The following is a 14,142-nucleotide window of genomic DNA, read 5'->3' on the forward strand; positions in this document are numbered from 1 at the left end:
ATATGATAAGAAATTTACGAATACTAGTGATCTTTTGGTCGTTGACCCTTCTTTTTCTTCTGGCTCCGGGGAATGTCCGGGCCGAAAGCTGGCTGCGTGCTTTCCCCTGGTTTCGTTCCACAGAAAGCTCTGCCGACCTGGCCTTTATCAAAGGCAAATACGACAAAGCCATGCGTTCTTACGAACAGGTTTATAACCGGCTGGACGAACAGGACGAGCGTAAAAATGTATTGGCCTTGAAAATCGCCCGTTTTTATATGCTTTTACAGCAGAATGAAAGGGCGGTGGATTATTTCGACCGTGTTTTTTATGCCGCCGATACGCTGATGGGTGTCGGTGATGTGTGCTATTATATCGATGCCCTGCGCGGACGGGATGAAAATCAGCGTGCGGAGGTTATCGCGCGTCATTTTGCTTTTATGCAGCCTTTCAGCCGCAACCAGCGTTATCTGAACACTCTTTTTTCGCTGGCTAACCAGCAGCATTATTACCGGCGGGGAGATGCGGAATATGAGGTACGGCTGTTCGAAGGGTGTGGCCCGGAGGCGGAATACTGGATGGGCGAATGGAACGGTAAACCTTTTTATGCCGTTAGTCACGGAATGATTCAGGACCCTCAGAAAATTTATTATCACCGAACCCAGTTTTACTCGATGCGCAGCCAGCGACCCGAAATATTCCGGGATATCCCGCGTGAATTGCAAAGCGGTCCGGTGGCTTTTTCAGATGACGGCAAGATCATGGTGGCTACGAAGATCATTTACCGGAATAAGGGGCGTATCCTGAAACCCGGAGTGGATAAAAGCGTATTTATCAATCAGTTGTATTATTCGGTTTTCGATACCCTGCGTGGCGGCTGGAGTGATTTCATTCCCCTTTTCAACTACCAGGAAGGTGTTTCCTATGCGCATCCGGTGTTTTTCAATGCCGGCAAATCACTTATGTTTTCTTCCGACCGTCCCGGAGGTTACGGAGGTATGGACCTTTATATGTGTCACTGGGACGAAGAGAGACAGCAATGGGGAGAACCTGTGAATATGGGGCCTGAAATCAATACGGAGGGGGATGAAGTTTATCCGCGTATCGTCGGTGATGCACTTTTTTTCAGTTCGAACGGCTGGGAAGGTTTCGGTGGCTATGATATCTATCGTGTGAGTTTCGGTCACAATATTGTGATGTCCGGGACGCTTTATCATTATCCCTGGCCTGTGAATACGGTATTCAATGATTTCGGGATGTTTTTCGACGGAGAAACGGGTTACTTCGTTTCTGACCGCCGTGGCGCTGCCGGTAAAGACGATATCTATACATTCAATGCAGCTTCGACGCCGTTGAGCAGCAAAGCGGCCGTGGGCGTTTCCGACGAATATTCGGCCATGGTGGGTAACCTGAACCTTGTCAAAGGGTTGCTTAAGACACACACCTCTTCCATCGAAAAGGAGGTGAAAGAGACTCCGGTTTATATGTTGCCCGAATCCGGCCAGTTGCTGACGAGTATTTATTTCGAATTCGACAGTTACCGGATTCTTCCCCAGGCCAAAGAGCGCCTTTTCCAGATACTGGCGATGCGCGGTTTCGACGATATCACGGAGATTTCTGTGATCGGTTATGCCGACGAACTCGGTACACCCGAATACAATCTGCGTCTTTCCGAGCAACGGGCGAATGCCGTTGTACAGTTTTTTAAGGCAGAACGGGCACGGCCCCGTTTTTTCCCGGAAGGTCGCGGACAGTTGCATATTCCCCTGGAGGATTACGTTTCTCCGGCCGGTTACCTTTCACTGGATAATAAGGAAGTGCAACCTCCGCGCAAGCCTTTGACACGCAAAGAGCGTATCGTGGCTTACCAGAAAGCGCGTCGTGTGGATATTATCGTAAAGAAAAAACAATAAATATACTCCAATATGAAATCAAACAAAATTTTCTTTTTGGCTCTGGGAGTTTGCCTGATACTGGGATTGCTCGGAGAAGTGAAAGCCCAGTTTATGCCCACGGTTTATGACCATGTTTATGGTAAAGACGTCCGTTTTACCCGTTTGTGTGCGGATTTTCCCAATGGGGATGTGGTGACGATAGGTGAAAACGGAGGCCGTGTCATGGTGTCATGGTTCGACCGTCAGGGCGAATGCCTTTTGTCGCGCACGTTTAATCCGGATGAATTTACCGGCATCCTGAATGTGCTCCCTTTGAAGGACGGTAAAGTTTTGCTGACAGGGGTACGTTCGTCTTCTGACCGTACCGGCGACGCTCCGGGCGGTCAGATGCTGGTACTTTCCCGTCAGGGGCAAATTTCCCACGACATCAGTTTCGGACGTCCCGGTACGCGGGTAACAGGCGGTCGTATGCTGGCATCCGGCGGGTTTGTCATTTGCGGCGATACCCCGGTAGACGACGGTGGGCGCTCGGGGTTTGTGTGTAAGGTGTCGGCCGATAACCGGTTGGTATATACGTACATCGCGACGGCAGGTGAAACCTGTACCGGTATCGATGTGCTGGGAGGACATACGGAATACCTGCATGCGGCTTTTTCGGCCGGAGAAAAAGAGGGAGCTTCCGTCGTGCGCCTGGATGAAAACGGCAAACCTTTTTTTATTACCCAGTTGCCTGACCGGACTTTTCATATCGAGAAGATGATATCGACCAACGAAGGTAAAATCTATATCGTCGGAGAAGGGGAGAAAACGGGAGGTGCAGTGATTAAAATCCGTGAAGAAGGGGATATCGTTTTTCAGAAACAGATTATCCCGGTGACTTCCGCCACAAAGCTTGATCAATTGATCGTTTGTCCTACGGGCGAAGTCCTTGTGGGGGGAAATGACCTGAACAATTCTTATTATGCCCTGCTGCGTTCCGACGGTACGGAACTGACGTCGAGCATCGATAAGGGCGTTATCGCCGGAATGACCCACAATCCGTTGAACGGCGATTGTGTGGTAAGCCTTTATGAGCCTATTACCGAAAAGGGCAAGATTGTAAAGCTTTCCCGCCAGGGACGCCATCTGTATGAAAAAGCAACGGCAACGGATTATACGGAGTTGCGTATTAACAGCAGCGGCGACTTGCTGATGGCGAGTGCCATGAGCGGCCGGTTGAGCATGCTTTCGGGCCTGGGCGAGTTGCAGTTCGACCGTTATGTGACGGAGGGTGCGCCGGCTCATTTCCTGTCCGTGTCCCTTCCGGCAAACGGAGAGGCTGTATTTCTGGGTGAGGGAGCGCGTATTGCCAAACTGGCACACGGGGTATTCCTGAGCGATATTCAGATTATGAAGCCGATAGCGGGAACGACGACAGCCGTATTTACAGTGTCTTTGTCGGGTTATTCCTATTCAGAAGAGGGAGCCCCGCTTCCTGTAACGGTAAATTACAAAACCCGTCCGATTACAGCCTCCGAAGGAGTGAACTTCGATCCGGTAGCGGGTACGCTCTCTTTTATCCCGGCGACGGACGGCAGCGACCGTTACGTAAGTAAATTCACCGTAGAGGTGCCTGTAAATGCCAATGATCTGTTGGAAGGCGACCGGGTATTTGCCCTGGACCTTTCCGATGTGAAAAACAGTTATATGATCCGCAACAGCAGTAAGGCAACCATCATCGATCAGCCTGCGCTGGTGCAGTTGATCGGGACCAAGCCCGGTCTGGAAGGTGAAAGCGATATTATTTACGAGCTCGGTATCTTCAAAACAAACGGAAAAGCCCTGACGAATTCAACGAAATCGAATATTATTGTCGACGGTGTGTACGGTAAGAGCACGGCTGACGGGCTGGATTTCGAAATCGGCCGTTTACCGCGTCTGATTATTGAGCCGGGTAAACACAGCGGTACGTTCAATGTTGTGACACGTGAAGATACCCGTTATGAATCGGTGAAAAATGTGGTGATCGATTTCAATAAGATTTATGCAATGAGTGATGTGGATCTTTCTTTCGGGTCTACCCAGTTGAGTTGTGCCGGACTTTTGTATGATCAGCCTGCGATGGTGGCTATCGAGGCACTCGGCGATTACGGCCGCAAAAACAATGTGATCTCCGGTTTCTGTAAGATTTCCCTGTTGCGGGCCAAAGACGGCGCCTTACAGACGAATAACAGCGGTGGCGATGTGGTGCTTACGGTAGCTGTAGACAGCAGCAGTACGGCGGTTCTGGGCAAGGATTTTGTTCTGACGAATATATACGATTTGCGAATCCTGCCTGATGGAAACAGCAGTGCTGTAAATTTGAGCGGTGTTGTATTGTATTCCCTGGAAACGGACCCCCGTAGTGTTATGGTGAATCTGGAGGGTGTACAGGGCGTGAAGGATGCAGGCAAGATTACGGTCAGTCCGGACAAATCGAAAGCCAGATTTATGATCAAAGGTAATAATTGACAGAATAATCATTGAGACTTATGAATAAGCCGGCGCTGAATAAGATTATAATGGGGACATTGACCGTATGCTTTTGTATGTCGCTTGCCCTTTCCGGGAAGGCCCAGGAATGCCGTGACAGGCATTCGCTGGCCCTTCGCTGGGGGGTATCGGTGCCGCTGGGGAATCAGTTTTTGTCGAAGGCCGGTTACTCGGGCGGAGACCTGAAATGGGACTGGCATTTTTCTTCTTGTTTTTCGGTGGGATTGGGTGTCGGTTACCGTTCTTCTTCGGAGAAAGGGATGACGGAGGACCGTTATGACGGAGGCAGTGTTTCCGGTTATTCGGACCGCAGTTACAGTAGCCTGCCTTTGACGGTACATGCCCGTTACCTGCCATTCGGCAGGAACGGTTTTAAGCTTCAGCCCTACCTGAATTTGTCGGGGGGAATGCAGTATGTTGTTTTCCGGATTACCGGGGACCAGATCAACACTTCCCGGACGAAGGACTGGGGAGGGTTGGTGTTGCCGGGTATCGGCTGCCGTTATGCTCCTTGGGAAAAGGGACGTATCGCTTTCGATTTGCGTTGCAGCTGGAAACTGGCTTCCAACCGGTGGTCTTTGCTGGATGCCGATTCGGAACAGGGAATAGAGGTGATGGCCGGAGTGGTGTTTAGATTTTAGATGATATTGATTTTTGATAGACGCCCCAAGGAAAAAATTACACACTGGGACGGACTCAATTGTGTAATTTACAATTCATAAATTTTTGACGGGAGTATGTGTTTGCCGTCGGAAATGTGAAAACATTAGCGGGGATCGTGCATTTCATTTACAAATGAAAACCGTCGTTGCGGATTGAGTCGGGATGAAATTAAAATTATAACCCATAAACACAGATGCAGTCAACTGAATCGGTACATAGAAATAGAATGGCAGAACGTTTTTCGGGGTATTTGTTCCGTGGTTTATTGTTATTACCCTGGATTGTGTCGATGGGAATCGCCTTTTTGTTTGTATTACCGGTTTGGGTGACTGAAAAATACAGAAAAGTGTTTTGATTTACGATTTACGATTTTTGATTTACGATTATACGCACAATCCGGCCCTGCAGAAAAGGGAAATTGTAGGTTATAAGCTGTAGATCATAGATAAATGAACTGTTTAGATTTACGATTTTTGATTTTTGATTTACGATTATACGCACAATCCGGCCCTGCAGAAAAGGGAAATTGTAGGTTATAGGTTGTAAATCATGGGTAAATGAACTGTTTTGATTTACGATTTACGATTTATGATTTACGATTATACGCGCAATCCGGCCCTGCAGAAAAGGGAAATTGTAGGTTATAAGCTGTAGATCATAGATAAATGAACTGGTTAGATTTACGATTTATGATTTATGATTTACGATTATACGCACAATCCGGCCCTGCAGAAAAGGGGAAATTGTAGATTATAGATTGTAAATCATGGGTAAATGAACTGTTTTGATTTACGATTTACGATTAAAAAGTTTGATAACGAATTAAGTTGCCGGTCAATTTAAAATTTACAAACCGGAATTTACAGTTTATATGAACGATTGATTAACGGGAGCAATAAAAATAATCAAATGAGAAACGATCTTATATGCATGTTCATGGTTGTTATTTGTGTTGTGTTTGCTTGCGGCAGAGTTACGGACAAGGGGGGATCTGAAAAAACGCATTTCGAATTACCGGTTATTCCTGCCATGCTTGGTTCGGAGGAAGAGAAGACGGTTTATTTGGCGGAACATTATTGGGATCATTTCGACTTTTCCGATACGGTTTTGCTCCGGAATGAGGAGGTGACGGAACAGGCTTTTGCGGATTTCTTGTCGGTGTTGAATCAGGTGCCGGGACAGGTGGCCGGCAAGAGTGCCGGTAGTTTGTTGGGAAAAGCCTGGCAAGCGGACCAGTCGGCAAAGGCCGGGGGGAAAGATACTGTAACCTGGGCTCTTTATAAGGAAAATTTCCGCTTCGATTATTTCACGGAACAATTTTCGCATTACCTCTATGATCCGAATTCCCCTTACCGTAATGATGCGCTTTACGGGGTGGTTTTGCAACAGTTATTGTCTATGCCAGAAGTACCTGAATTGTTAAAGGAGCGTTCCCGTTACGTGTATGATAAGTTGTTGAAGAACAGGGTAGGTGATAGCGCAACGGATTTTTATTATACAGCGGTTTCCGGGAAGAAGAAATCGCTGTACGGGGTGGAAGCTGCGTATATCGTGTTGTTTTTTTACGATCCGGACTGTCCGGCTTGCCGGGCGACACAGGTTCAGCTTGCAGCTTCGGAGGTGGCAGGGAGGATGATCCGAAAAGGGCGTCTGGTTTTACTGGCGCTGTGTGTCGGGGCGGATGTTTCGCATTGGCGGGAGAATCTGACGGGAATGCCTTCGGTTTGGTTGCACGGCTGTGATTCGGGACAGGAGATAAAAAAACGTGAACTTTACGATTTGCGGGCGATGCCTTCGTTGTATCTCCTTGACCGGGACAAGAAAGTGATGTTGAAGGATGCCGTATTTCCGCAATTGGAAGACCGGTTGTTGCAGTTAAGGTAATGTAAATATGAATGGAAGTCTGAAAGCATGATGAACCGGATCGGACGACTGGAATATAGCCGCTTAAGCCCGGTTGTGTTTCTGGCTTTTTGCCGGAGAACGGAGGCTGTGATTATGGATGCGCGGGTAATGGTGACGTTACTGGAAGTGGTTGTGTTCCGGAATGCTTTACAGACTTACGGTGATAGCGTGTTGCTGATATCCTCTGTCGAGGCCGGGGAGTGGAGTGGAGATAAATTTGTAGCCTTACGGGAGCGGGTTTATGGAAGTGCCCGTAAGACGCTGGAAGCGGCTTTGCAATTGTTGTGTAGTAAACTTCAAAGCTTTTCGGGAGTTCTGGCGGAAGCCGACACTGCACTTTCGGATATCGGTGAATGGAGTGACTATTATGCAGAGCAGGTTGTAAAAGAACATGGATTAATAAACGGAGATTAAAAACGAAAGGGTATGTTGAATTTCAGTAAGACCAAAGAGGAGCAGGAAGGAATCTCCATGCCTGTAAGTCCGACGCTGATCGGAGCTTCTGTGCATTGTGAGGGGCATCTGTCCGGTAATACAGACGTGGTTATCGACGGAAAGTTTTCGGGAACGATCCAGATTGACGGGCGTCTGATCATACGCCCCGGAGGATGTATCTGTTCCGAAGGCGTCGAATGCCGTACAGCGGATATATCCGGTTTGGCGGAAGGCCCTTTTACGATAAGAGAGACGTTGCATATCCGTGAAAAAGGAGCCCTTACGGGGGATGTTTCCGTGGCCGGGATCAGAATCGAGGAAGGCGGTATGTTCAACGGTAGTTGTAAAACTTTGAGTTCCGGGAATCAGCTTTGTGCGGTATCTCTCCGGCCTGTTGCTCCGGAATCTCTGGCTGAAAAGCCCCCGGTTGTGGCTAAACCGGAAAAAAAGAAAGAGAAACGATAAATGTAAATATAAATAATAAACAATGAATATATAAATATAATGCCGGTTTCCTGATCTTTCCCCTTGTGATCCGTCCGGATCCATCATATTATACATAATACATGCACATATACACCTACTTTTTGGAAACCGGCATTTTTTACGATACCCCGCCATGTCTGCGGGACCGGTCGTAAATTAAAAACTTCCTGAATCTTAGCTTGTGCGGCAATTTAAAAATACGTAACTTTGTGATAGTATTACATTTAAAATCAGAATTATGGCACTACCTCATTATGTACGATTCGACTGGGCTATGAAACGGTTGCTTCGCCATAAAAGTAATTTTGTGGTGTTGGAGGGTTTTTTGAGTAGTCTGTTGGGTGAAAAGATAACAATTTGCAATATTCTCGAAAGCGAAGGTAATAAAGAGGACATTACCGATAAATTCAATCGTGTGGATTTGCTCGCTGAAGATAGCAAAGGGGAATTGATCATTGTAGAAGTACAGAATAACCGTGAAATCGATTATTTCCTACGTATGCTTTACGGTGTGTCTAAAGCCGTGACGGAGTATATTTCTGAAGGTGACCTGTATGAGAAAATCCGTAAGGTATACTCTGTAAATATCGTTTATTTCGATCTTGGACAGGGTACGGATTATGTTTATCATGGCCGGACGGAGTTCCGGGGCATTCATAACAATGATGTTCTGAAATTATCGAAACAGCAGACAGAGAAATTTATTTGTCAGGAAGCAGGGGATCTTTTCCCTGAATATTATGTATTGCGGGTAAATGAATTTGACAAGAAAGCTATCACTCCGCTCGATGAGTGGATATCTTTTCTCAAAACCGGTGAAATCGGCGATAATGCGAAGGCTCCCGGCCTGGCCGAAGCACGGGAGCGTTTGAAATTTTCGTCTCTCGGCAAAACCGACCGTGCTGCCTATCTTCGTAATATCGAAAATTTGCGGGTACAGCGAAGTGTTATGGATACAGCTATCCGGGAAGGCAAAGCAGAGGGCAAAGCGGAAGGAAGAGCAGAAGGTAGAGCAGAAGGCAGGGCAGAAGGCAGAGCAGAAGGTAAAGCAGAGGGCAAAGCGGAAGGATTGGCGGAGGGACTGGCAGAGGGAAGGATAGAAGGGCGTATGGAAGGGCTTGCTGAAGGTGAAAAGAAAAAACAGCAGGACATTGCCCGGAATATGAAAGCACTCGGTCTTGACCCGGAAGTGATTGCCAAAGCCACAGGGCTTACTTCAGAAGAAATCAGTTACTTGTAAATTTGTCTTCTGTAGGTCTCGCCCGTGTAAGAAATTTACCCTTTCTATTCACGAATTACCGAAACATAAAATTTTCCGGTAATTCGTGAACAGGATGAGGGTGTTTCAGTCGATCTCTATTTCATCAAGGAATACATATGCTGCGTTTCCGGCTCCCGGATGGTCTTCCGGTAAGAATTTCTGACGTTCGACAACTACTTTTACGAAACGGGATTTCCCGTTTTCGATATTTAAAGTAATATTGTGAATGCCTTCTTCTTTGAATTCTTCGCGGTTAGCTATATCTTTTATTTCGGCTACCTGGGTATAATCATTTTCGTTTTCGGAAGCATATACTCTGATAGCTACAGGCAAACAGATCCAGTCTCCCACTTTATTCAGGCAACCGACATTGACTTTCGAGTAAGTTGTCGGTTGTTCGAAATCAACCACCAGAATCATATCATCGTTACAGGTGCCAACCCAATTGCCGTCGCGAAAATCTACCGTTCCACGTATGCCGTCTGTGAGGGTACGGGAACCCTGGGCTGCGTATACTTCGGATATTTTATTCTGTAACCGGGCCTTTTTCTTTACGGCCTGACTGATTTTGAACGATTGGTTGAATTCTTTGCCTATTGCTTTACCGTTCCGGAAAAGTTGGGCCCGGATATCGCAATCGGAGGTAATGTCAAGCGGTTCTTTATACACCGGCGACTGCAATGTCGGTGTGCTGCCATCTACAGTATAATGGATGGCTGCTTGTTGATAATTGGGAGCCAACGTAAGGCGGATACAACTTTTTTCTTCATCGAAACTTGTTTTGCCGCTCACAGACATAATGTGTTTGGCGTAGTTGTAGCCCAAAGCGTCATAACGTTCCATCAGGGCGATTGTCCGTCCGACAAAGTTTTCGTAGTTTTTAAGCTTTGCCGGGGTCCAGCCGATTTCGGCAATGGCAGCCATACGGGGTAACACCATGTATTGTACTTGTGAGAAATTCGGGATATATTCCGTCCATAGATTACCTTGTACGCCGATAATCATATTGCCCTCTTCCGGTGTCAGTCCTTCGGTCGGTTCCAGGCTATATACCTTTTCAACGGGGACATATCCGCCGATTGCAAAAGGTTCGTTTTTGGTATCCAGAGATTGGTAGTAGTCCAGATAAGCATAGGTGTTAGGTGTCATGATGACTTGGTTGCCTTTCTGCGCAGCTTCGATGCCGCCTTTCGTTCCTCTCCAGGACATGATCGTAGCAGTTTGGGATATGCCGCCTTCTAAGATTTCATCCCAACCGATTATTTTTTTCCCTTTTGAATTCAGGTAGTTTTCGATCCGGTGAATGAAATAGCTTTGTAATTCGTGCTCGTTTTTGAGACCTTCTTTTTTGATTCGTTTTTGACATTTCGGGCACTTTTTCCAAGCCGTTTTCGGGCATTCGTCGCCGCCGACATGAATGTATTCCGAGGGGAATAATGGAATAATCTCATCAAAGACATTTTGGAAAAACTCAAAGGTTTTGTCATTACCGGCACAGAATACATCGTCGAAAACGCCCCATTCCCCGACTACTTTGTATGGTCCGCCGGTACATCCCAGTTCCGGATAAGAAGCTAAAGCTGCAGATGCATGACCGGGAAGTTCTATTTCCGGGATAACCGTGATATAACGGTCGGCAGCATATTGTACGATTTCTTTTATATCTTCCTGGGTGTAGAAACCACCGTATGCTTGTCCGTCGTATTTGCCGCTGTTGCGTCCGATGACGGTTTCTTTACGCATACTTCCGATTTTGGTGAGTTCCGGATATTTTTTGATCTCGATTCTCCAGCCTTGGTCGTCCGTCAGGTGCCAGTGAAAACGATTCATTTTGTGCATGGCCAGCATGTCGATATATGTCTTGATCTCATCCAGAGAAAATAGGTGGCGGCATACATCCAGCATAAGTCCCCGGTAAGCAAAACGGGGCTGATCCTGTATCGTTACATCCGGAATTTCAATGGCCGGTTGTTTTTCACCTTTTTCTATTGAAACCGGCATCATCTGACGCAAGCTCTGGAAAGCATAAAATACGGCAGATGAACTACCGGCTTTTATGTCGATTGCTTTACCGGTGACATGCAGTGTATATGCTTCTTTTGCTAATGTCGTATCGATGTATATGTTGATCGCACCTGTTTTCGTTTCTCCCTGTTCGGTAAGCAACGGACTACCTAAAGAACGGGCAACGAGTTCACTGAAAAATTTGCAGGCCGGTCCGAGGTCATCGGCTCCTTTTACGATATTGAGAGGGGTTTTGGAAGTTAAGGTAAAATGTCCTTGTGCCGTTTGTAAACTTGTGGGTTGAGGGATAATACCGATTGTTTGCCCGGAGTCGGATTCCTGGCAAGAAGTCAGGCATATACTGTAAAGTACGAATAAGAATAGTAAATTGATTGTCTTCATATGTCTATTGTTTTTACTGTTTTTAGGATTGCAAGATATAATAAAACTGAATATTGTGCAAATATTTTAAAAATGAAGAAATAATAACAAGAAAATTGAGAAAGTAAATTCGATATTTTGTGGGAAAAGATATTGTCAAAATATTCGCTTTTTGCATAAAAAGGTTTAAATTGCACGCCCTAAATTAGAAATCTGATTTTATGAACGGTGTGTTGAAAAAAATTTTATGTCTCGTGCCTGTGTTATTACTTTTGACGGCAGGGGGACTTTATGCTCAACAAGGGAGCGGTATACAAAGTGCTGTCAATATCGAAAGTCACATGTCTGTCATGTCTGTATTGAGGGGTTTGTTGGGAATAGCAACATTAGTCGGTATTGCCTGGTTGTTTAGTAATAACCGGAAGGCTATTTCCTGGAGAGTGGTCGGAATCGGACTCACCATACAGTTGTTGTTGGCAGTCGGAGTGTTGTATGTGCCTTTTGTACAGGCGTTTTTTGAATTTTTTGGGAAAATATTCGTGACAATTCTTGATTTCACGAGGGCGGGCAGTGTTTTCCTTCTGGGAGATTTGATGGATACGACCAAGGCCGGTTATATTTTTGCTTTTCAGGTGCTTCCTACAATTATATTTTTCTCGGCATTGACTTCTCTGTTGTTTTATTTGGGAATCATTCAAAAGGTCGTATACGCTTTGGCATGGGTGATGACAAAATTGATGAATATTTCAGGGATGGAATCTTTGTCGGTGGCCGGTAATATTTTTTTAGGACAAACGGAGGCTCCTTTAATGATTAAGGAGTATTTGGATGATATGAGTCCTTCTGAGATTTTCCTGGTGATGACCGGGGGTATGGCGACAATTGCAGGTGGGGTATTGGCTGCATATATCAGTTTTTTGGGAGGAGAGGATCCTGTGCAGAGGCTGGTATTTGCCAAGCATTTGCTGGCTGCTTCGGTAATGGCAGCTCCCGGTGCGGTTGTATTTGCGAAATTGCTTGTTCCTCAGACTGAAAAAGTGAATAATGATATTCATGTGTCGAAGAATAAGGTGGGAAAAAATATATTGGATGCTATTTCCAACGGAGCATCGGAGGGGGTAAAGCTGGCAGTTAATGTGGCCGGTATGTTGTTGGTTTTTGTTGCTTTTATTGCTTTTGCCAATTATTTGTTTGTGAAGTTCGGAAGTATGACCGGTTTGAATGAATATATTACACAGATTACGGATGGCCGGAATACGGAATTGAACCTGCAATTTCTTCTGGGATATGCCATATCTCCTCTGATGTGGTTAATCGGTATTTCTGCTGATGATATGGTTTATGCCGGAAGCTTGTTGGGGCAAAAAGTCATAATGACGGAGTTCATCGGCTATGTGGATTTAGCTAATTTGAAAGCGGCCGGAGCTTTTGCGGAGGCGAAGTCAATCATCATGTGTACGTATTTCTTATGTGGTTTTGCGAATTTTGCCTCCATTGGTATTCAGATCGGGGGGATCGGCGGCTTAACCCCCAAGAATAAGCCTTTGTTGGCTAAGTTCGGCATGCGTGCTTTGCTGGCCGGTACATTGGCGTCTTTATTATCTGCGACGGTGGTGGGAATGATTATCGGATAATCAGGGATGAACAGTTTGCAGACAGGGTAAGAGATTTTTCCAGGTTGCATCGGTAAGGGTCAGTTGTCCGAAAAGATCTGCCAATAGTGCAGGCGTATAGCGGTCGAAGTCCTCTTTACGGGGGGTGACGAGCAGGCCGGCAAAGTCGACACAACCGGGGCTGAACAAGATTTTTCCGGCCCCTTCTGCGAAAAATTGCCAGGGCCTTAGTTCCCGCCGGGGAAAAATAGCGACCGTCCATATTCCTTCACTGTACCACGTCAGTAGGTTAATCATCGGTTCCGGACAGGAAGGAATAAAATTTTCCAATATCTCTGAAATATGAGTAAATAAGGAAGAAAGCAGATCACAATCCCCGGAACTGCACAGAATATTTTTCCGTAAATAGTTGTTGAGCGTACTTATCGTATATGCGTGTCCCTGTTGTACGATCTCCCCGTGTTGAATGTCTTTTTCTAAAGGCATGACATGGCGTTGAGCCATTTGAAAGTGGAAATGGTCCGGGGCGGAGGCTCCGCTGCGGGGACCGTTATAGAAGATCGTATAAGCGGGAAAGTCTTTGGCTAATGCCAGCATGTCCGTAAACCGTCCTTTTATGAGCTGAGGGGAGTGTGTCGTGGCCGGAACTGTGAAATGCTTTTGAAAAATCGGATAGGGATTGACGAAGATATTGTAGTCTTGTCCGTATGGAATACCTTTTTGTCCGGCCGGTAAATTTTCAGAGCATAGGAAACATTTTCGGGATTGCAATACCCGGGGGGTAATATTGGCTGCTGTCGAACGAATCCGGTCCGGATTGTATTGCAGTTCGAATGTGTATGTTCCAATGGGAATCGTTTTATAGGCTGCTTTTTTTAAATTCGCATAATTAATTTTTGCCAGTTCGAATTCCTGAAGCTGGGCTTCTGCTAACTTTTCCGTTTCTGTAAAAATATTCATGGGTATTAACTGTTTTTATCACAAATTGTCTGAATAAGGAAAATTTTAA

The 14,142-nt window shown here is 46.0% G+C and carries 10 protein-coding genes; 8 read left to right on the top strand and 2 right to left on the bottom strand.

Annotated features, from left to right (window positions below):
- Nucleotides 1-2: 2 nt before the first annotated feature.
- The 7 genes from DD657_RS01135 (at nt 3) to DD657_RS01165 (ending at nt 9,114) form a co-directional block, all read left to right on the top strand.
- Complete coding sequence (locus DD657_RS01135) at nt 3-1,892, top strand: OmpA family protein (protein WP_287048090.1); 1,890 nt, start codon at nt 3-5, stop codon at nt 1,890-1,892.
- 12 nt (nt 1,893-1,904) lie between these two features.
- Nucleotides 1,905-4,364 carry a Calx-beta domain-containing protein gene (locus DD657_RS01140; RefSeq protein ID WP_068691923.1) on the top strand — a complete coding sequence of 820 codons (2,460 nt, stop codon included), beginning with the start codon at nt 1,905-1,907 and terminating at the stop codon, nt 4,362-4,364.
- Nucleotides 4,365-4,384: 20 nt separating this feature from the next.
- Nucleotides 4,385-5,026 carry an outer membrane beta-barrel protein gene (locus DD657_RS01145; RefSeq protein WP_287048091.1) on the top strand — a complete coding sequence of 214 codons (642 nt, stop codon included), beginning with the start codon at nt 4,385-4,387 and terminating at the stop codon, nt 5,024-5,026.
- A gap of 931 nt (nt 5,027-5,957) precedes the next feature.
- Nucleotides 5,958-6,932, top strand: coding sequence for a DUF5106 domain-containing protein (locus DD657_RS01150; protein ID WP_287048092.1), 975 nt, complete (start codon nt 5,958-5,960; stop codon nt 6,930-6,932).
- Nucleotides 6,933-6,959: 27 nt separating this feature from the next.
- The gene (locus tag DD657_RS01155; protein WP_287048093.1) at nt 6,960-7,367 is read left to right on the top strand and encodes a hypothetical protein; all 408 of its coding nucleotides are present in this window, start codon (nt 6,960-6,962) and stop codon (nt 7,365-7,367) included.
- A gap of 12 nt (nt 7,368-7,379) precedes the next feature.
- On the top strand, nt 7,380-7,853 hold the full coding sequence (locus tag DD657_RS01160; protein WP_021986586.1) for a bactofilin family protein: 474 nt from the start codon (nt 7,380-7,382) through the stop codon (nt 7,851-7,853).
- 259 nt (nt 7,854-8,112) lie between these two features.
- A complete protein-coding gene (locus tag DD657_RS01165) occupies nt 8,113-9,114 on the top strand; it encodes an Rpn family recombination-promoting nuclease/putative transposase (RefSeq protein WP_287048094.1) in 1,002 nt (333 codons plus the stop codon).
- Between the two features lie 105 nt (nt 9,115-9,219).
- Here the strand turns inward: DD657_RS01165 and DD657_RS01170 are convergent, their stop codons facing one another.
- Nucleotides 9,220-11,541 (bottom strand): beta-N-acetylhexosaminidase, encoded by a 2,322-nt coding sequence (locus DD657_RS01170; RefSeq protein WP_287048096.1) that lies wholly within the window; start codon nt 11,539-11,541, stop codon nt 9,220-9,222.
- 200 nt (nt 11,542-11,741) lie between these two features.
- Here DD657_RS01170 and DD657_RS01175 point away from each other — a divergent pair, with 200 nt between their 5' ends.
- Nucleotides 11,742-13,154 (top strand): NupC/NupG family nucleoside CNT transporter, encoded by a 1,413-nt coding sequence (locus DD657_RS01175; RefSeq protein ID WP_021986583.1) that lies wholly within the window; start codon nt 11,742-11,744, stop codon nt 13,152-13,154.
- Here DD657_RS01175 and DD657_RS01180 read toward each other — a convergent pair whose 3' ends face one another.
- Nucleotides 13,155-14,093, bottom strand: coding sequence for a DUF4922 domain-containing protein (locus DD657_RS01180; RefSeq protein WP_287048097.1), 939 nt, complete (start codon nt 14,091-14,093; stop codon nt 13,155-13,157).
- Nucleotides 14,094-14,142 lie beyond the last annotated feature (49 nt).

The organism is Culturomica sp. (genome assembly GCF_003524185.1).
GTDB lineage: Bacteria > Bacteroidota > Bacteroidia > Bacteroidales > Marinifilaceae > Culturomica > Culturomica massiliensis.

Excerpts from the sequence above, each read along its gene's own strand:
- DD657_RS01145 (WP_287048091.1), top strand. The coding sequence starts at position 4,385 with ATGAATAAGCCGGCGCTGAATAAGATTATAATGGGGACATTGACCGTA.
- DD657_RS01165 (WP_287048094.1), top strand. The coding sequence starts at position 8,113 with ATGGCACTACCTCATTATGTACGATTCGACTGGGCTATGAAACGGTTG.
- DD657_RS01170 (WP_287048096.1), bottom strand. The coding sequence starts at position 11,541 with ATGAAGACAATCAATTTACTATTCTTATTCGTACTTTACAGTATATGC.
- DD657_RS01155 (WP_287048093.1), top strand. The coding sequence starts at position 6,960 with ATGATGAACCGGATCGGACGACTGGAATATAGCCGCTTAAGCCCGGTT.
- DD657_RS01175 (WP_021986583.1), top strand. The coding sequence starts at position 11,742 with ATGAACGGTGTGTTGAAAAAAATTTTATGTCTCGTGCCTGTGTTATTA.
- DD657_RS01150 (WP_287048092.1), top strand. The coding sequence starts at position 5,958 with ATGAGAAACGATCTTATATGCATGTTCATGGTTGTTATTTGTGTTGTG.
- DD657_RS01180 (WP_287048097.1), bottom strand. The coding sequence starts at position 14,093 with ATGAATATTTTTACAGAAACGGAAAAGTTAGCAGAAGCCCAGCTTCAG.
- DD657_RS01160 (WP_021986586.1), top strand. The coding sequence starts at position 7,380 with ATGTTGAATTTCAGTAAGACCAAAGAGGAGCAGGAAGGAATCTCCATG.
- DD657_RS01140 (WP_068691923.1), top strand. The coding sequence starts at position 1,905 with ATGAAATCAAACAAAATTTTCTTTTTGGCTCTGGGAGTTTGCCTGATA.
- DD657_RS01135 (WP_287048090.1), top strand. The coding sequence starts at position 3 with ATGATAAGAAATTTACGAATACTAGTGATCTTTTGGTCGTTGACCCTT.